The sequence below is a fragment of the Mycobacterium sp. genome, assembly GCF_050701515.1.
In the GTDB taxonomy this organism is placed as follows: domain Bacteria; phylum Actinomycetota; class Actinomycetes; order Mycobacteriales; family Mycobacteriaceae; genus Mycobacterium.
Window position 1 is genome coordinate 15,912 of the sequence record NZ_JBOGDB010000108.1, and the last position, 16,729, is coordinate 32,640.

Genomic DNA, 16,729 nt, shown 5'->3' on the forward strand with positions numbered 1-16,729 from the left:
GCGTAGATCGCGCAGCGGCGCTCAGCAGCTACAACAACAACAGCAAGAACCCGCGACGCGGCACAGATCGACTGCGCGGCGCTTGGTGAGCATCACCTCAAGGCGGGCGGACACGACCGACAGCTTACCCAATGACGTAGTGATCAAGCCAACAGCGGTTCCAGCGCCGACCGCAGGTCAGCGGCCGTGGGTACGCCCGCCGTGCGGTACCGCTGGCGGCCGTCGGCGTCGAAAATGAATGTGGTCGGCAGTGACAGCACCGAAAGACGCCGGGCCGCGGCGGGATTGGCGTCCATGTCGATCTCGACATGCGCCACCTCGGGCAGCTCTCCGCACACTTGATCGACCACCCGTCGCACTCCTGCGCACGGACCGCACCACACCGCGCTGAAATGCACGACCGTCGGTCCGGTGCGGGACAAGCCCAGGTCGGAGGTGTCGACATCGGCGACCTCGGCGGCCTCCCGCAGCAGTCCGGCCCGCAGGGCGAACATCCTGTTGATCACGTAGGCCATCCCGAATGCCGCGATCAGCACGGCGATCACCACGGCCAATGAAGAGTTCATGATTGTCTGAACTCCTCCAGCGTGATGGTTACTCCCTCGGCGATGCCCTCGATGATGACGTCGGAGCCGCGCGCCCCTTGGCTGGTCGGCGCGATGCCGAACGGCAGCTTCTGCCTGGGCAGGGTGGAGCTGAACGCGGCCAGCACGGCGGCCTTCTTGTCGTCGGGAACCTGCTGGTCGGCGGTGCCGGCGCCGGTGAGCACGCCGGTGGCGGTGAACACCAGCGTGGTCTGCTCGGGGCCGACAACCGACAGGTCAACCGCGATGCTGACCTTCTTGTCGTAGTCGGCCGCCCTGGGGGTCCCGGTGAAGACCAGCCCCCGGTTGCTGGAGATGCCCGACTCGGTGGTGCCGCCGGTGGCGTCGTTGGTTTCCCTCGACGGGGCCTCGACCAACAGGTCGGGGATGCCCATGAAGCGGCCCACATGGGTGGAGTCGATGATGATGCGGCTCTCCACCTTGCCGACCGGCAACTTGGCGTCGGGCCGGACCAGCCAGGACGCCTCGGTCAGGTCGATCGAGTGCAGGGTGGTCTGCAGCGACGCCTTGCCGACCACGGCGTGATCAACACCACTGGCCCGGATCTCCACCTCGTCGTAGTGGCGACGCATCGCCTGGGTGATGAACGGGAACCCGAGGATGGCCACGGATGGATCCCACTTCAGCCCGTTCTCGCTGCGAACGGTCCTGGCCAGCCGATACTCGGCGTAAATGGCCGCCCCGAAATCGGCCCCGACGGCGCCCACCGCCACCGCGGCCACCGTCGACACCGCACCGATCAGCAGCTTGCGCACCCGCACATTCTTGCCGATCGTCCGAACCGCGCCCGCTCAGCGCGGCTAATCAGCAGGTGGCACGCTATCGTTAGAGCACCGCAGGCCGGTAACGGCCGAATGTCGGCCATGAATCTGGGAGATATCCCGGACGACGAAGTCCGGAATCATCTTCTCAGCGCGCTGGAGGCCCCGTTGGATCTGCTGCTGTTGACCGTCGACCCGCATCCGGAGTCGGTGCTGCCCTCGTTGTCGCTGCTCGCGCACACCGTGCGAACCGCGCCGACCGAGGTGTCCTCCCTGCTGGAGGCCGGCAGTGCGGATGTGGCGATCGTCGACGCACGCACGGACCTGGCCGCCGCGCGCGGGCTGTGCCGACTGCTGGGCACGACCGGGACATCGGTTCCCGTGGTGGCCGTGGTGAACGAGGGCGGCCTGGTTGCGGTCAACGTCGAGTGGGGGCTCGACGAGATTCTGTTGCCGAGCACCGGACCCGCCGAGATCGACGCCCGGCTGCGGCTGCTGGTAGGGCGCCGCGGTGGGGTTGCCAGCCAGGAGGGCCTCGGCAAGGTGAGCCTCGGCGAACTGGTCATCGACGAAGGCACCTACACCGCGCGACTACGGGGCCGGCCGCTGGACCTCACCTATAAGGAATTCGAGCTGCTGAAGTATCTGGCCCAGCACGCCGGCCGGGTATTCACCCGGGCGCAGTTGCTTCAGGAAGTGTGGGGCTACGACTTTTTCGGCGGCACCCGCACCGTCGACGTGCACGTTCGGCGGTTGCGCGCCAAGCTCGGCACTGAATACGAGTCGTTGATCGGCACCGTCCGCAATGTCGGATACAAGGCGGTACGTCCGGCCCGGGGCCGGCCGTCGGCACCGGGATCGGATCTGCCCGACGACGTCGACGACACCAATGGGTATGACTCCGCCGCCGACGGCCTGCCCGATTTCGGTGACAGCGGCTCGCCGGTGGTGGACCCGCTGCAACACAGTCAGTGACGGGTCCGGATGTCGCCGGCCGAGCGGCTCCGGTGATCCGCTGGCGGTCGGGGCTGTCCGACACCGACCAGCAGCAGGTTCGCGACCTCATCTCCGCGGCAACCGGCGCTGACGGCGTCGCGCCCGTCGGCGACCAGGTCTTGCGCGAGCTGGCCCATGACCGCACCAGGCATCTGCTGGCGGGCGACGGCGACCCCAACGGCGAAGTCGTCGTCGGCTACCTCAACCTCGCATCCGCGACCGGCGAAGGCCCGGCCATGGCGGAGCTGGTCGTGCACCCGCAGTGGCGCAGGCGCGGTATCGGTTCGGCGATGGCCCGCGCGGCGCTGGCGGAGGGCGGCAGCGGCGTCCGCATCTGGGCGCACGGCAACCTGGAGCCGGCGCGCGCAACGGCGGCCGCCCTGGGCCTCACGGTGGCGCGCGAGCTGCTGCAGATGCGCCGACCGCTTCCCGGAGCCGGCTGGCCGGCGACATCAAACACAGCCCTGCCCCCGACGACGGTCCCCGCCGGAGTTCGCGTCGCCAGCTACGGCGGTCCGGGCGACGACGCCGAGCTGCTGCGGGTCAACAACGCCGCGTTCGCCTGGCACCCCGAGCAGAGCGGCTGGACGCCGGCCGACATCGCCGAGCGCCGCAACGAGCCGTGGTTCGACCCCGCCGGACTGTTCATGGCCTTCGACGAACACAGCGGCAGACTGCTGGGCTTCCACTGGACCAAGGTGCACAACCACGATCTCGGTGAGGTGTACGTGGTCGGCGTCGACCCGGCCGCGCAGGGCCGCGGCGTTGGCGCGACGCTGACACTGGCCGGGCTGCATCACCTCGCCGAGCGGCTGTCACAGGCGGAGCAGCCGACCGTGATGCTCTACGTCGAGGCAGATAACTCGGCCGCCGTGAACACCTATCGGCGGCTCGGCTTCGAGGTGTTCGGCGTCGACGTCGCCTACGCGGCCGCGGGGGGCCGCTAGCAGGAAATTAGCCGAACGTGTTCACGACTCGTTCACCCGCCGTCACCCATCCGTCCACCGCGGCCGCATACGTTGCCGGAGGGTTTGAAGGCGTCAACGAAAGTGGGATAAGTGAAGCGCAACAGCATTGGCAAATCGCTCGGCACGACACTGTCCGCGACGGCGATCGTCGCGCTGACGCTGTCCGCGTGCGGCAGTGACAACAACCCGGGAGCGACGGACCCGGGTGCCTCCGCGCCGGGAGAGTGCGGCGGCAAGAGCTCGCTCACCGCAGAGGGTTCGACGGCGCAGCAGAACGCCATCGCGGAGTTCAACAAGGTGTGGGGGGAGGTCTGCTCGGGCAAGAACCTGTCGTACAACCCGACCGGTTCGGGCGCGGGCCGCGAGCAGTTCATCGCCAACCAGGTTGACTTCGCCGGCTCGGATTCGGCGCTGAACGACGATCAGGTGAAACAGGCGGCCGACCGCTGCGGCGGCAACCCGGCGTGGAACCTGCCGCTGGTGTTCGGGCCGGTGGCGTTGGCCTACAACATCGAGGGCGTCGACAAGCTCGTCGTCAACGGTGACGTGCTCGCCAAGATCTTCCAGGGTCAGATCACCAAGTGGAACGACCCGGCCATCGCCGCGCTGAATGCGGGCACCAACCTGCCCAACGCCAACATCGCGCCGATCTACCGGTCGGACTCGTCGGGCACCACCGACAACTTCCAGAAGTATCTGGCCGCCGCGGCCCCGCAGACCTGGACCAAGGGCTCCGGCAGCGAGTTCCAGGGCGGCGCCGGTGAGGGCGCGCAGAAGTCGGCAGGTGTGGTGCAGGCCGTGCAGGCCACGGCGGGCTCCATCGGCTATGTGGAGCAGGGCTTCGCCGAGCAGGCCGGGGTGCCGTTCGCGCAGATCGACAGCGGCGCAGGCGCGGTCGAGCTCACCGACGAGTCGGCGAAGAAGGCGATCGACGCCGCGAAGTTCGCCGCCGAGGGCAACGACCTGGCGCTGGACCTGAACTCGCTGTACGCCACCAAGGAGCCCGGCGCCTACCCGCTGGTGCTGGCCACCTACGAGATCGTCTGCTCGCAGGGCTACGACGCCGACACGTCGGCAGCGGTCAAATCCTTCCTGACGGTCGCCGCCAACCAAGGGCAGGGCGGGCTCTCTGCCGCCGGCTACGTCCCCCTTCCCGACGCGTTCAAGGAGCGCTTGGTCAAGTCCGTCGACGCAATTGCGTAGTTACGTGGCGCGCCAGCTCGAATGCGGTGAGGATGGGTGCCGGACCGATGACCGATAGGCTCGATGTGACGGAATCTAACGGGCTGCCCAATCCGGCCGACGCGGGTTCGGGTGAGGTTCTCGCCTCACCCTTCCCCGAACCCACACCTATCTCCACCGATCCCTCGAAGCACGCCAGAGTTCGTCTGGGGGACCGGATCTTCCGCGGACTGGCGGAAGGTTCGGGGATTTTCATTGTCGTCCTGATCGCGGCGATCGGGGCGTTTCTGCTCTGGCGCGCCATTCCGGCGCTGGCCCGCAACCAGGAGAACTTCTTCCTCTACAGCGGCAACTGGATCACCACCGACACCTCGGCGATGCACTTCGGCATCCTCGACCTGCTTCAGGTCACGGTATCCGTGTCGGTCTTCGCGCTCGTCCTTGCGATGCCGGTGGCGCTCGGCATCGCGATCTTCCTGACGCAGTACGCGCCCCGCCGGGTGTCGGGTCCGCTGGGCTACATGGTGGACCTACTGGCCGCCGTGCCGTCGATCATCTACGGGGTGTGGGGCCTGTATGTGCTCGCCCCGGCGCTCAAACCGATCGCGTTGTGGCTCAACGAAAACCTGGGCTGGCTGTTTCTGTTCAAGACCGGTAACGCGTCGGTGGCCGGCGGCGGCACGATCTTCACCGCCGGCATCGTGCTGGCGGTGATGATTCTGCCGATCATCACCGCGGTCACTCGCGAGGTGTTCGTCCAGACACCGCGCGGCCAGATCGAGGCGGCTCTCGCGCTGGGCGCCACCCGCTGGGAAGTTGTGAAGACCACGGTGTTGCCGTTCGGCATGTCGGGCTACATCAGTGGGGCGATGCTCGGCCTCGGTCGCGCGCTCGGTGAAACCGTCGCGCTGCTGATCATCCTGCGCGGCACCCAGCAGGCCTTCGGGTGGTCGTTGTTCGACGGCGGCTACACGTTCGCCAGCAAGATCGCCGCCACCGCAAGCGAATTCAACGACCAGTACAAGGCCGGCGCATACATCGCCGCCGGGCTGGTGCTGTTCGTGTTGACGTTCGTGGTGAACTCGCTGGCCCGCGCGGCGGTGGCCGGAAAGGCACCAAAATGACCTCGACACTGGATCGACCCGTCAAGGTGACCACGTTCAAGGGCGTAAGCCTGCGCCGCAAGATCGCCAACAATGTCGCCACGGTGCTGGTCACGTTGTCGGTTTTGGTCGCATTGGTTCCGCTGTTGTGGGTGCTGTACTCGGTGATCGTCAAGGGCTTCAAGGCGCTCACCTCGCCAATTTGGTTTACCAACTCGCAGGCAGGCATGACGGCATTCCAGGTGGGCGGCGGTGTCTACCACGCCATTGTCGGAACGGTGTTGCAGGGCCTGGTGTGTGCGGCCATCTCGATCCCGATCGGAATTTTCGTCGCAATTTACCTGGTCGAGTACGGCGCCGGCACACCGCTGGGCAAGCTGACCACCTTCATGGTGGACATCCTCACCGGCGTGCCGTCGATCGTCGCGGCGCTGTTCATCTACGCCCTGTGGGTGGCGACGCTGGGGTTCGGCAGATCGGGCTTCGCGGTGTCGCTGGCGCTGGTGCTCCTGATGGTTCCGGTGATCGTCCGCGCCACCGAGGAGATGTTGCGCGTCGTGCCGATGGACCTGCGTGAGGCCAGCTATGCACTCGGTGTGCCGAAGTGGAAAACCATTGCGCGGATTGTCATCCCGACGGCATTGTCGGGCATCGTCACCGGCATCATGCTGGCGCTGGCCCGGGTGATGGGCGAGACGGCGCCGCTGCTGGTTCTGGTGGGTTACTCGCAGGCGATGAACTTCGACATGTTCAGCGGCTTCATGGGCTCGCTACCCGGGATGATGTACGACCAGACGTCGGCGGGCGCCGGCGCCATCGCCGTGCCGACCGATCGGTTGTGGGGCGCCGCCCTGACATTGATCCTGTTGATCGCCATACTCAATATCGGGGCACGGTTCGTCGCCAAGATCTTTGCCCCCAAGAAGGTTTAGGAGCACGCGTGGCCAAGCGGTTGGACCTCAAGGACGTCAACATCTACTACGGCTCGTTCCACGCCGTGGCCGATGTCTCGCTGGCCGTTCAACCCCGCAGTGTGACGGCGTTCATCGGGCCGTCCGGCTGCGGCAAGTCGACGGTGCTGCGCACGCTCAACCGCATGCACGAGGTCATCCCCGGGGCGCGGGTCGAGGGCTCGGTGCTGCTCGACGGCGAGGACATCTACGGTCCCGGGGTGGACCCGGTTGGTGTGCGCAAGACGATCGGCATGGTGTTCCAGCGGCCGAATCCCTTCCCCACCATGTCGATTCGGGACAACGTCGTCGCCGGGCTTCGGCTGCAGGGGGTGCGCAACAAGAAGACCCTGGATGATGTCGCCGAGCGATCACTCCGAGGCGCCAACCTGTGGACCGAGGTCAAGGACCGGTTGGACAAGCCGGGCGGCGGGCTCTCGGGCGGTCAGCAGCAGCGGCTGTGCATCGCGCGGGCCATCGCCGTGCAGCCGGACGTGCTGCTGATGGACGAGCCGTGCTCGTCGCTGGATCCGATCTCGACGCTGGCGATCGAGGATCTGATCGCCGAGCTCAAGCAGGACTTCACCATTGTGATCGTCACGCACAACATGCAGCAGGCCGCCCGGGTGAGCGATCAGACCGCGTTCTTCAACCTCGAGGCGACCGGCAAGCCGGGCCGGCTGATCGAGCTCGACGACACCGAGAAGATCTTCTCCAACCCCAGCGAGAAGTCCACCGAGGACTACATCTCCGGCCGCTTCGGCTGACAGCGGGCTACTGCGGGGCGGGAACGTCCTCCTCGTCCGGATACTTGCCGGTGACCTGGAAGATCACCCGTCGAGCCACTTCGACCGCGTGATCGGCGAACCGCTCGTAGAACCGACCCAGCAGGGTGACGTCGACGGCCGCGGCCACGCCGTGCTTCCATTCTTTGTCCATCAGCACCGTGAACAGGTGACGGTGCAGGTCGTCCATCGCATCGTCTTCTTCGCTGATCCGGGCCGCCTTCTCCGGGTCGCGGGTCACCAGTACCTCCTGCGCGGCGTTCCCCAATTCGACGGCGACCCTGCCCATTTCGGCGAAATAACCGTTGACCTCTTCGGGCAGGGCGTGCTGCGGATGACGACGCCGGGCGATCTTGGCGACGTGCAGCGCCAGGGCTCCCATCCGGTCCACGTCGGCGACGATCTGGATCGAGCTGACGATCGCCCGCAGGTCCCCGGCCACCGGCGCCTGCAGTGCCAGCAGCACGAAGGCGCTCTCCTCGGCCTTGGCGCTCATGCTGACGATCTGCTCGTGATCGGTGATCACCTGTTCGGCCACCACCAGATCGGCTTGCAGTAGCGCTTGCGTCGCCCGCTCCATCGCGGCACCCGCCAGCCCGCACATCTCGCCGAGCTGTGTCGTTAGTGCTTCTAATTGCTCATGGTAAGCGGTTCGCATATGTCCAGCCTACGGGCTCAACCGCGGAATCGTCACGATGCACACGGTGAACGAAAGGTGAATGCGACCTGCCCAAATGTTGCTTACTCGCAGGTGGTGTCGGCGGCGTTGGTGACGCTGAGGTCCTCGGGCAGTTGGGTCGGCGTGCCGCCGGTGTCGTGCGAAACCTGCACCTGCACCGACGAGCCGCTCGGCTCGGGAGGGCTGACCGAATTGAAGTCCGACCCGAGCACCACCTGCACGACCTCACCCATGCCGGTGACACGTTCGATGGTCGGATCGGCGAAGGCCGATGCCACCGTCGCGGCGGCCTGTTCGTTGCCCGGGGAGAAGAACACCGTCGTCGAAGAAAGCGGACCCGGGTAGTCGTCGGGCTCGTCGACGTTGAAGCCGTGCTGCTGCAGTTCGCTGGTCGCGGTCGCACCCAGCCCGTCCTGGCCCGTCGAATTCGAGACCTTCACGGTCACCGCTGTTGGGTCGGTGGTGACGGCGTCCACCACCTCGCCGCCGTTGGCGGAGGGCTCCGGGGTAGGTGTCTCGATTGTCGTCGATTCGGGTGTGCCGGGTACCGGCGTGTTGTCGGCGTTCTTCTCTTCCGGCAGCGGGTCGTCGTTGATGATCGCGTCGAATATCGCCCGGTTGTCTTCCTCGCGCAGGTGCTCGTTGCCGTACTCGTCCATGTATCCCGTGGTCGGGACGGTCAGGAACGTGATGCGCCCCGCGGCGATGTTCTGCAGCGACTGACCGAGTTCCACCAGTTCCTTGGTGCCGATGTTGTCGACGAAGCTGTCGTCGATGAACTGGTTGACCACATTGTTGAGCTTGCTCAGCGAGAAGAAGACTTCCTTGGAGATCATCGACCGCAACAGCGACGACAGGAACAGCTGCTGGCGCTTGATGCGGCCGTAGTCGCCGTTGGCTTCGGTGGTTATCTGGCGAGCCCGCACGTAGTTCAGCGCGGTATGCCCGTCGATGATCTGGCGCCCGGCGTTGGGCAGGATCGTGCCCAGCTCGTAGTCCTCGAGCGGCGTGGTGCTGCACACCTCGACTCCGCCCAGTGCGTCGACCATCTTGGAGAATCCGGCGAAATCGACGGCCATGAACCGGTTGATGGACAGGCCGGACAGCTTCTGGATGGCCTTGACCAGACACTTGGGGCCGCCGAAGGAAAAGGCCGAATTCAGCTTGGTTTCGGTGTAGATCTCATCGGGACCATAGGTCCCGGTTTCTTCGTCGTACAGCGGGCCGTACTCACGGGTGTCGGGATTCCACGGTTCGCACTCCATCGGCTCGATGGCCAGATCCCGCGGAAACGACACTGCGACAACGCGTTCCCGGTTCGCCGGAATGTTGACCAGCATGATCGTGTCGGAGCGGGCTCCGCCGGCATCCTCGGGAGTGCCCGCGCCCATGTCGAGGTTCTCGCCCAGGCGGCTGTCCACACCGACGATGAGGAAGTTCTCGTCGCCGAATTGTGCGTTGGGATCGACGATGTCGCGCGAATCCGGATCGAGCGCCGAAATCCGGTTCAGCATGTTGTTCTTCGTGGATTGCCACTGCCATGCGCCGCCGGTCAGCGCCAGCGCAATCACGGCGAAGCATGCCGCCAACGAGCGTCCGGCCAGAACGAACCGGCGTTTGCCGCGGTGCGGCTTGAGGCGGAGCGGTGCGGGCGGGGGGTCAACGTCGCGTCTCGGTGGGATCCGTGCCGCGGGCATTCGTTCCGCGGCGATCCGCTCCAGCCGCGCCCGCCGCAACTCCGCGAGGTCGGGCACCTCGGAGGGGTACACCGCGGGAATGACCTCGGTGTCCGGGTCGTCCGCATAGTCGGCTCGCGGCGGGGGCGCCGCCGGTTCGGGGTCGGGTGCGGCCCGGTGGCGGGTCGGAAGATCGGGCGGAGCGGTTCCGGTGACCCTGGCAATGAGGTCGGCCACCGTGACGCCGTCGGTGTGGCTGCCGGTCGGCTCGGATGTGTTGTCGTCGGCAACAGAATGGCGTTCCCATGGCGCGGCAGCTCGCGAAGGCCGCGGAGTTCGGGTAAGCCATCGGTTGTCGTCGTCGAAGTCGGACGCCCGTGGACGGCCAGGAGTGGCGTTATCGCCGTCACTCATGTCCTTATCGGCCTCCGACTCTGTGAGCAGCGTGCGCGTCGGTGCGCATGAATCGCTGCGCTGCCGCCACGTGTCTTGTAGCAGCACTCTGCGTGGCTCCGCCACCGGAGCCACAAACGACGAGACTCATATCGTACTTAGACATCCTGAGAGACGTAATGCCGAGATGGTCTCGGTTCAGCCTCCGGAGTGCATAACCTCTGCGCCGGCGGGCACCGTGCAGTCGTCGGGGTCGGTCAGCCAGCCCTCCGGCAGTGCCACCGCGGCGGGGGAGCCCTGTCGCCCACGGGGTCCCAGTGCGGCCACCGGGAACGGCACGTCGGCATCCGGCTTTTCGAGCAGCGCGTCAAGCTCGTCGAGGGTCTTGACCAGCGCCAATGCCCGCCGCAGCTCGGCTCCGGCCGGAAAGCCGTGCAGGTACCAGGCGATGTGCTTGCGAATGTCGCGCATCCCCTTGTCCTCGCCGAAGTGGGCGGCCAGCAGCTCACCGTGCCTGCGAACGATCGCCGCGACCTCGCCCAGCGTCGGTGCCGGGGCGCTGTCGCGTCCGCTGAAGGCCGCGGACAGTTCGGCGAACAGCCAGGGCCGGCCCAGACAGCCGCGGCCGATGACGACGCCGTCGCAGCCGGTGGTGGCCATCATGGCCAGCGCATCGTCGGCTTCGAAGATGTCGCCGTTGCCGAGCACAGGAACGCTGGTCACGTGCTGTTTGAGCTGGGCGATCTGGTCCCAGTCGGCGGTTCCGGAGTAACGCTGCGCTGCCGTCCGGGCGTGCAGCGCGATGGCCGCGGCGCCCTCCTCGGCGGCGATCCGACCGGCATCCAAGTGGGTGCGGTGGGCGTCGTCGATGCCGATTCGGAACTTCACGGTGACCGGGATGTTCGACCCCTCGGTCGCACGCACCGCGGCGGCCACGATCTGCCCGAACAGCCGACGCTTGAACGGCAAGGCCGCGCCGCCGCCGCGCCGGGTCACCTTGGGCACCGGGCAGCCGAAGTTCATGTCGATGTGGTCGGCCATGCCCTCGTCGACGATCATTTTCGCCGCGGCGAATGTGGTGTCCGGATCGACGCTGTAGAGCTGCAGCGACCGCGGCGACTCCCCCGGCCCGAACGTCGTCATGTGCATCGTGACCGGGTGCCGCTCGACGAGCGCGCGTGCGGTCACCATCTCGCACACATACAGCCCGCTGACCGTGCCGGCCCGGGCAACTTCGAGTTCGCGGCAGAGCGTGCGGAACGCGACATTGGTCACACCGGCCATCGGCGCCAGCACCACCGGGCTGGCCAGCGCGATGGGCCCGATCCGCAACCCCGCGCGGGAGTCGGTCAGGACCGCGATGACATCAGCACTTTCTTGGCGGTCAGCTTCTCGGCCCGGCGGGCCTCGCGCTCGAGGCGGCGCCGCTTGGACTCCTCGAACTTGTCGCAGGCCTCCTCGATCTCCTCGACCAGCAGCGCAAGATCGTCGCGCATTGCAGCCGCCTCACCGGTGAAGTCCTCGCGCTCGAAGATGCGCCACTTCTTCAGCACCGGCTTCACCACGTCCTCGAGGTGGATGCGGGGGTCGTACACCCCGCCGACCGCGATGATCACGGCCTTACGCCGGAACTCGGGAACGGTGTAGCCGGGCATCTTGAAGTTCCGCAGCACGCGGTGCAGGCACTTCATCGCCTGGTTGGGCGCGATCTCCAGACCGGCGTCGGTGACGTCGCGGTAGAAGATCATGTGCAGGTTCTCGTCGCCCGACACCCGCTGCAGCAGCTGGTCGGCGATCGGCTCGTTGCAGGCCTTGCCCGTATTGCGGTGCGAGACGCGGGTGGCCAGCTCCTGGAACGTCACATAGACGACGGAGTCGAACAGACTCTCGGCGAACAATTCACCCTGCTGGTTCTGGCCGGGGCTGAAACCGCGGGTCACCTGCTCGACGCGCAACTCCTCCAGCGCCACCGGATCGACAGCGCGGGTGACCACCAGGTAGTCGCGCAGCGCGATGCCGTGCCGGTTCTCTTCGGCCGTCCAGCGGTTCACCCACTGGCCCCAGGCGCCGTCCATGCCGAAGTTCATCGCGATCTCGCGGTGATAGGACGGCAGGTTGTCCTCGGTCAGCAGGTTCTGCACCATCGCCACCTGGGCGACCTCGGACAGCTGCGACTGCTCGGGATCCCAGTCCTGGCCGCCCAGCGCGTAATAGTTCTTGCCATCCGACCACGGGATGTAGTCGTGCGGGTTCCAGTCCTTGCGCATCGACAGGTGCCGGTTGAGGTTCCGCTCGACCACGGGCTCGAGCTCGTGCAGTAACTGCAGGTCGGTCAGGTCTTTCGACATGGCCCCTCCATTTATCTGTACCTGTTGGTTGCACTCAATATATCTGTGTACCCCGGTGACATCAAGTTGCCGCGCTCAGTCTCGCTCGACCCGTCACGGTCCACCGAGGTCCAACGGCAACGGTTCCTCGGGCCGCTGCGCAGTGGGCCCCTGAGCGGTATGGTTCCAGCAGGCAAACAACCGCGCCTGCACTCGTTGTGACCATGAACCGTAGACCTAGGTGGGCATCGTGAAACGCATCATTCTCGGGACCGGCACTATTGGCGCCGCGATGGGCGCGCTGGCACTGCTCGGGGCCGGCAGCGCTGCCGCGGCGCCGGACGTCGTGGGCATGCTGTACGAGGACGCGGTGGCGACGATTGAAGAGGAAGGCGGCACACCCAAGGTCTCGGTGACCGTCGGTGACCGAACAGATGCGATGGGTGACTGCATCGTCACCAATGCCATGGACGCAGCGTTCGTCCGACCCATGGCAGAAGACGTGTATTTCGAGAGCGACGCGGAAGAGGTCCTGCTGACCATCAACTGCAACCGCGGTGCCGCGACGGCCACCACGCCGGGGGCCTCGCGAGCCAGCGTGGCGGGCAGGGAGTTCACGGCCGCCGAAGAGGAAGCCGCCGCCCAGCAGAACGAGGAAGAAGAGCTGACGATGGCCGGCGAACTGCCGGGCGTGCCGGGCCAGGTGGCGGAGTAAGTCTCAGTAGCTCGACACCCTGCTGAGCAGCATGTCGACGCAGTAGTCGATGAACTGTTCGCGCGTCGCCGCCAGCCGGCCGTTCAGATACGCGGTGAACAACGCCGTCAGCGCGCCGATCAAGCCGGTGGCCACCATGGCCTGCACCGCCGGTTCGGTGATACGGGTCAGCTTGCGCTGCAGCAGCTCGATGAAACTGGGCATCCATTCCGCGCCCGACCGGGTCAGTACCGGCTCGACTTCCGGAGCCAGCAGTAGCACCCGGCCGCGGGCCGGGTCGTCCACCATCAACGCGACGAACCGTTCCACCGCATCCCGCGCGGTCGTCGAGGACATCAAGGTCGACATCGCCCGGGCGCAGACGTCGTCATAGACGGCCCTGACGAATTCGTCGCGATCGGAGAAGCTCTCGTAGAAGTAGCGCTCGGTGAGCCCGGCCGCCCGGCACACCGCGCGCACGGTCAGGGCCGGCCCGCGCTCGCTGCCCAGCAGGCTGACGCCCGCGGCGATCAGTTCGTCGCGGCGCAGCGCCTGGCGGTCCTCGAGGGGAACGCCGGACCACCGGCCCCGCCGTTGACCCGTAGCCACATCACTCCTAGACTCAAGGTGACAACGTACGTAGTCAGAATCTCATCTGACGCCGATCGGAAGCACACCAGTGACTCAAGATACGTCTGAGGCGTGCCCGGTGACCAGCGAAACGACCCCACTCGGGTCTGGCTGCCCGGTGGCCCCCGGGGGATACCAGGCGCCGCCGACGCCGCTCGGGCCCGATTCGCTGACCTGGAAGTACTTCGGGGACTGGCGTGGCTTATTGCAAGGGCCCTGGGCGGGGTCGATGCAGAACATGCACCCGCAGCTGGGTGCCGCCGTCGAGCAGCACTCCATCTTTTTCGGTGAGCGCATGCCACGATTGTTGCGCTCGCTCTATCCGATCGGCGGCGTCGTGTTCGACGCGGATCGGGCACCTTCGACGGGCGCCGAAGTGCGCGACTACCACATCGGAATCAAGGGTGTCGACGACCAGGGTCGTCGGTACAGCGCGTTGAACCCCGATGTCTTCTACTGGGCGCACTCCACGTTCTTCATGGGCACCATCCTGACCGCCGAGCGGTTTGGCAGCGGACTGACCGATGCCGACAAGCGGCGGCTGTTCGACGAACACATCACCTGGTACCGCATGTACGGCATGAGCATGCGGCCGGTGCCCAAGACCTGGGAGGACTTCCAGATCTACTGGGACCATATGTGCCGCAACGTGTTAGAGAACAACTGGGCCGCGCGACAGGTGCTTGATCTGTCCACCATGCCCAAGCATCCATCGCTGGAATGGGTTCCGGACTGGCTGTGGCGCCTTCATCTCAAGTTGCTGGGACCGTTCGCGGTGTGGGTAACAGTGGGGTTGTACGACCCGGCGGTGCGTGAGCTGATGGGCTACACCTGGTCTGCGCGCGACGAGTGGCTGCACCGCCGCTTTGGCAATCTGGTGAACCTGACATTCAAGCTGCTGCCCAAGCGCAGGCGGATGCACCCGCGGGCCCGCGCCGGCTGGGACCGCGCGACCGGCCGGATGCCCACGGACGCGCCGCTGGTGCACACGCCGGCCCGGAACTTGCCGCCGGTGGAGCACCGCGACAACGGTATGCACTACTGCCCGAACGTCTGAACTCCCACCGCGTAACCCGTCCAGATCCCGCCGTCGAAATAGCGCCACTGATAACGGTTTTGCGGATCCCGGAACCAACCCGGCTGTACCGGTGGATAGCGGCCGAACACTCCGCGTGGATCGCCGGCGAGATTCAGCCGGTGCTCAAACTCGGCGCGGGCCCGTAGGCCGGCGTCGCGTCGGGCGTTGGCCCGGCCGCGCCGGCGCACGACGATGGCCAGCCAGGCGATCCCCGCCGCGGCCACCAGGACATGCGCACCGCTCCAAACCAGCCAGACCGCGAGCACCGCGGCGGCGCCCGTCACCCATGGGTGGCGCTGCCAGAACGGCCGGCGAATGTGCTGGTAGAGCATCGCTGCTCATGGTAACCATCGGTGTTGCGGATTGGACGTTTTGCTCCGCGAACGTCAGCTATCGGGCACGATCAATCCGTGCTGGCGACGCACAAACCGCGCCCCACCGTGCGGATAGCTCGGTCGATCGGCGTCGCCTTCCTGGCGTTGCTGACCGCCGCCGTGCTCGGCCTGGCCTCGACCATCTCGCCGGCGGTGCAGCTGCTGGCGAAGACCGCGCTGATCATGAGCGGGACGTTCACCCCCGACCCGCCACCGGCCTTCGTCGAGATGGCGATGAACCAGTTCATCCGGCCCACGCATCCGGGCCAAACCATCAATCCGATAGCCGTGGAGACGCCCGAACAGGCCTGGCCCGTCACCGGACTCTTCGATCTGCCCTTCGGCAGGTCGGTTGCCGTCGGCCAACAAGATCTCGAAGACGCGATGGCAGCGCACGGCAACGACAAACTGGTCATCTTCGGCCACTCGCAAAGCTCGGTGATCGCATATCGCGAAAAGCGCAAGCTCGCCGAGCAGTTCCCGGAGGGCACAACGGCGCCCGACATCGACTTCGTCACGATCGGAACCCTGAACCTGCCCAACGGCGGTGTGATGACGCGGTTTTGGGGCCTCTACCTACCGTTCGTCGACTTCTACTTCAACGGCCCATTGCCGAGTGACACCCAGTTCGACACCTATGTCATCACCCAGCGGTGGGACGGGTTCGCCGACTTCCCCATCTACCCGATCATCTTGCCCGCGGTGGCGAACGCGGTCCTCGGGTTCTTCTATGTGCACGAGGAATACGCGGACGTCACGCTCGCGCCGGACCCGCAAGTGTTCTCGCAGGGCACGCACGGCGACACCACCTATTACTTCTTCGAGACCCAGAACCTGCCGCTGTACGGCCCGTTGCGCAGCTTCGGCGTGCCCGAACCGCTGATCGACTTTGTCGAGCCGCTCAGCATTTTCGTTGTCGAGCTCGGCTACCGGCGAGACATCCCGCCCTGGGTTCCGTCGCCGGCCAGGTTGATCCCGGTGCACGATCCGGTCGACGTCGTCGACGACTTCGTCGAGGCCGTCGACCAGACGATCGACAACACGCTGACCGTCCTCGGTTCGCCGCCGCCGCTGACGATTCCGGCGCCCGTGTCGTCCGCGGCGAGATCGTCGACCGGTTCGGAGGCTTCGACAAGCAGCGGCCCTGCTGCGCTGGAAGTCGAGGAGCCCGTCGGCGACCAGCCGGACACCAACAATGAAGGGGTCATCGGCACCACGGCGGCGCCGGATCCCGGGGCGGCGGAGCCAACCGCGGACCGGGCAACGACGGACCGGCACCGGCCGACGCTCAGGGGTCCAGCCGGTGTCCTTGGGCCCCGGATCCGCGATCTGTTCCACCGCGTCCGTAATGGCCTTCCGGCGTCCACCTCGACCGGCGGCTCCGAAGTCGCCTCTTCTGAGGACTCGCAGGAAGGCGCGACCCCGAGTACTGCCGACGGTTCATAGTCCTTGACCCGGCGCGCTAGCGTTGGACCATGCAACCGCCAGACGTTCTTGGCGGCCGCTATGAACTGCGGGGGGTTCTGGG

Annotated in this window: 18 protein-coding genes; 9 read left to right on the forward strand and 9 right to left on the reverse strand. The window is 66.5% G+C overall.

The genetic code is table 11. From position 1 onward, the window contains the following. Positions 1–21 precede the first annotated feature (21 nt). Genes ACRDU5_RS09480 through lmeA form a run of 3 tightly spaced genes read right to left on the reverse strand, consistent with a single transcriptional unit; the run spans position 22 to position 1,378 of the window. Positions 22–114, reverse strand: coding sequence for an Ms5788A family Cys-rich leader peptide (locus tag ACRDU5_RS09480; RefSeq protein ID WP_526614224.1), 93 nt, complete (start codon positions 112–114; stop codon positions 22–24). 29 nt (positions 115–143) lie between these two features. Next, positions 144–566, reverse strand: a complete 423-nt coding sequence (locus ACRDU5_RS09485; RefSeq protein WP_526614225.1) for a thioredoxin family protein — start codon at positions 564–566, stop codon at positions 144–146. Next, positions 563–1,378: a mannan chain length control protein LmeA gene (gene lmeA / locus ACRDU5_RS09490; protein ID WP_526614241.1), complete on the reverse strand. Its 816-nt coding sequence runs from the start codon at positions 1,376–1,378 to the stop codon at positions 563–565. The genes ACRDU5_RS09485 and lmeA overlap by 4 nt, the downstream gene beginning before the upstream one ends. Before the next feature lie 156 nt (positions 1,379–1,534). Between lmeA and ACRDU5_RS09495 the strand changes: the two genes are divergently transcribed. The 6 genes from ACRDU5_RS09495 to pstB all read left to right on the forward strand — a co-directional run bounded on the left by ACRDU5_RS09495 (position 1,535) and on the right by pstB (position 7,332). Further along, complete coding sequence (locus ACRDU5_RS09495) at positions 1,535–2,341, forward strand: winged helix-turn-helix transcriptional regulator (RefSeq protein WP_526614242.1); 807 nt, start codon at positions 1,535–1,537, stop codon at positions 2,339–2,341. 35 nt (positions 2,342–2,376) lie between these two features. Beyond that, positions 2,377–3,309 (forward strand): mycothiol synthase, encoded by a 933-nt coding sequence (gene mshD, locus ACRDU5_RS09500; RefSeq protein ID WP_526614243.1) that lies wholly within the window; start codon positions 2,377–2,379, stop codon positions 3,307–3,309. A gap of 111 nt (positions 3,310–3,420) precedes the next feature. Further along, positions 3,421–4,533, forward strand: coding sequence for a phosphate ABC transporter substrate-binding protein PstS (gene pstS, locus ACRDU5_RS09505; protein WP_526614226.1), 1,113 nt, complete (start codon positions 3,421–3,423; stop codon positions 4,531–4,533). A gap of 47 nt (positions 4,534–4,580) precedes the next feature. Beyond that, on the forward strand, positions 4,581–5,636 hold the full coding sequence (gene pstC / locus ACRDU5_RS09510; protein ID WP_526614227.1) for a phosphate ABC transporter permease subunit PstC: 1,056 nt from the start codon (positions 4,581–4,583) through the stop codon (positions 5,634–5,636). After that, positions 5,633–6,547 (forward strand): phosphate ABC transporter permease PstA, encoded by a 915-nt coding sequence (pstA, locus tag ACRDU5_RS09515; RefSeq protein WP_526614228.1) that lies wholly within the window; start codon positions 5,633–5,635, stop codon positions 6,545–6,547. The genes pstC and pstA overlap by 4 nt, the downstream gene beginning before the upstream one ends. A gap of 8 nt (positions 6,548–6,555) precedes the next feature. Beyond that, complete coding sequence (gene pstB, locus ACRDU5_RS09520) at positions 6,556–7,332, forward strand: phosphate ABC transporter ATP-binding protein PstB (RefSeq protein ID WP_526614229.1); 777 nt, start codon at positions 6,556–6,558, stop codon at positions 7,330–7,332. A gap of 7 nt (positions 7,333–7,339) precedes the next feature. On the opposite strand, the gene phoU is transcribed toward pstB, so the two are convergent. The 4 genes from phoU to ACRDU5_RS09540 all read right to left on the reverse strand — a co-directional run bounded on the left by phoU (position 7,340) and on the right by ACRDU5_RS09540 (position 12,446). Continuing rightward, entirely contained in the window at positions 7,340–8,008 is a 669-nt protein-coding gene (phoU, locus tag ACRDU5_RS09525) for a phosphate signaling complex protein PhoU (protein WP_526614230.1), read from the reverse strand. Between the two features lie 83 nt (positions 8,009–8,091). Then, on the reverse strand, positions 8,092–10,119 hold the full coding sequence (locus ACRDU5_RS09530; protein ID WP_526614231.1) for an LCP family protein: 2,028 nt from the start codon (positions 10,117–10,119) through the stop codon (positions 8,092–8,094). 177 nt (positions 10,120–10,296) lie between these two features. After that, complete coding sequence (gene dusB, locus ACRDU5_RS09535) at positions 10,297–11,460, reverse strand: tRNA dihydrouridine synthase DusB (RefSeq protein ID WP_526614244.1); 1,164 nt, start codon at positions 11,458–11,460, stop codon at positions 10,297–10,299. Continuing rightward, positions 11,448–12,446 (reverse strand): acyl-ACP desaturase, encoded by a 999-nt coding sequence (locus tag ACRDU5_RS09540; RefSeq protein WP_526614232.1) that lies wholly within the window; start codon positions 12,444–12,446, stop codon positions 11,448–11,450. The genes dusB and ACRDU5_RS09540 overlap by 13 nt, the downstream gene beginning before the upstream one ends. Before the next feature lie 220 nt (positions 12,447–12,666). On the opposite strand from ACRDU5_RS09540, the gene ACRDU5_RS09545 reads away from it, so the two are divergent. Beyond that, positions 12,667–13,140 (forward strand): hypothetical protein, encoded by a 474-nt coding sequence (locus ACRDU5_RS09545; protein WP_526614233.1) that lies wholly within the window; start codon positions 12,667–12,669, stop codon positions 13,138–13,140. 3 nt (positions 13,141–13,143) lie between these two features. Here the strand turns inward: ACRDU5_RS09545 and ACRDU5_RS09550 are convergent, their stop codons facing one another. Further along, a complete protein-coding gene (locus ACRDU5_RS09550) occupies positions 13,144–13,728 on the reverse strand; it encodes a TetR/AcrR family transcriptional regulator (RefSeq protein ID WP_526614234.1) in 585 nt (194 codons plus the stop codon). 70 nt (positions 13,729–13,798) lie between these two features. Here ACRDU5_RS09550 and ACRDU5_RS09555 point away from each other — a divergent pair, with 70 nt between their 5' ends. Next, positions 13,799–14,806 carry an oxygenase MpaB family protein gene (locus ACRDU5_RS09555; RefSeq protein WP_526614235.1) on the forward strand — a complete coding sequence of 336 codons (1,008 nt, stop codon included), beginning with the start codon at positions 13,799–13,801 and terminating at the stop codon, positions 14,804–14,806. Here ACRDU5_RS09555 and ACRDU5_RS09560 read toward each other — a convergent pair. Next, positions 14,788–15,159: a DUF2510 domain-containing protein gene (locus ACRDU5_RS09560; protein ID WP_526614236.1), complete on the reverse strand. Its 372-nt coding sequence runs from the start codon at positions 15,157–15,159 to the stop codon at positions 14,788–14,790. The genes ACRDU5_RS09555 and ACRDU5_RS09560 overlap by 19 nt on opposite strands. A 78-nt stretch (positions 15,160–15,237) precedes the next feature. Here ACRDU5_RS09560 and ACRDU5_RS09565 point away from each other — a divergent pair, with 78 nt between their 5' ends. After that, positions 15,238–16,647, forward strand: a complete 1,410-nt coding sequence (locus ACRDU5_RS09565; protein ID WP_526614237.1) for a PE-PPE domain-containing protein — start codon at positions 15,238–15,240, stop codon at positions 16,645–16,647. Positions 16,648–16,729: the final 82 nt, after the last annotated feature.